Origin of the sequence: Burkholderia sp. D-99 (assembly GCF_011605345.1) — a bacterium.
In the GTDB taxonomy this organism is placed as follows: domain Bacteria; phylum Pseudomonadota; class Gammaproteobacteria; order Burkholderiales; family Burkholderiaceae; genus Burkholderia.
The window spans coordinates 1-1,212 of sequence record NZ_JAAOXM010000029.1 but is presented as its reverse complement, the minus strand read 5'-3'; the positions used below and the strand labels follow the sequence as shown (position 1 = coordinate 1,212).

Genomic DNA, 1,212 nt, shown 5'->3' with positions numbered 1-1,212 from the left:
AGAACGCTCTCCTACCATGCGTGCAAAGCACGCATCCGCAGCTTCGGTATATAGCTTAGCCCCGTTACATCTTCCGCGCAGGACGACTCGATCAGTGAGCTATTACGCTTTCTTTAAAGGGTGGCTGCTTCTAAGCCAACCTCCTGACTGTTTTAGCCTTCCCACTTCGTTTCCCACTTAGCTATATTTGGGGACCTTAGCTGGCGGTCTGGGTTGTTTCCCTCTTGACACCGGACGTTAGCACCCGATGTCTGTCTCCCGTGATTGCACTCTTCGGTATTCGGAGTTTGCTATGGCGGGGTAATCTGCAATAGACCCCCCAACCATGACAGTGCTCTACCCCCGAAGGTGAGACACGAGGCACTACCTAAATAGTTTTCGGAGAGAACCAGCTATTTCCAAGTTTGTTTAGCCTTTCACCCCTATCCACAGCTCATCCCCTAACTTTTCAACGTTAGTGGGTTCGGACCTCCAGTACGTGTTACCGCACCTTCATCCTGGCCATGGATAGATCACTTGGTTTCGGGTCTACGCCCAGCAACTGAACGCCCTATTCGGACTCGCTTTCGCTACGCCTGCCCTATACGGTTAAGCTTGCTACTGAACGTAAGTCGCTGACCCATTATACAAAAGGTACGCCGTCACCCCTTACGAGGCTCCGACTGTTTGTATGCATGCGGTTTCAGGATCTATTTCACTCCCCTCCCGGGGTTCTTTTCGCCTTTCCCTCACGGTACTGGTTCACTATCGGTCGATCACGAGTATTTAGCCTTGGAGGATGGTCCCCCCATCTTCAGACAGGATTTCACGTGTCCCGCCCTACTTGTCGTACACTTAGTTCTTTCATACTGTTTTCGCCTACGGGGCTATCACCCGCTATGGCCGCACTTTCCAGAGCGTTCGGCTAACAATACAAATAAAGAGTACAAGGCTCATCCCATTTCGCTCGCCACTACTTTGGGAATCTCGGTTGATTTCTTTTCCTGCGGTTACTTAGATGTTTCAGTTCACCGCGTTCGCTTCACATGGCCTATGTATTCAGCCATGGATACTCCAAAAGGAGTGGGTTTCCCCATTCGGACATCTACGGATCAAAGCTTGTTTGCCAGCTCCCCGTAGCTTTTCGCAGGCTACCGCGTCCTTCATCGCCTGTGATCGCCAAGGCATCCACCACATGCACTTGTTCGCTTGACCCTATAACGAGTCTGTCTC

The 1,212-nt window shown here is 51.3% G+C and carries 1 rRNA gene (only partly in view); it reads right to left on the bottom strand.

Features of this window, described 5'->3' with window-relative positions:
- Positions 1-1,194: ribosomal RNA gene (locus tag HAV18_RS39525) — 23S ribosomal RNA — on the bottom strand; it reaches 1,399 nt to the left of the window's first position.
- Positions 1,195-1,212 lie beyond the last annotated feature (18 nt).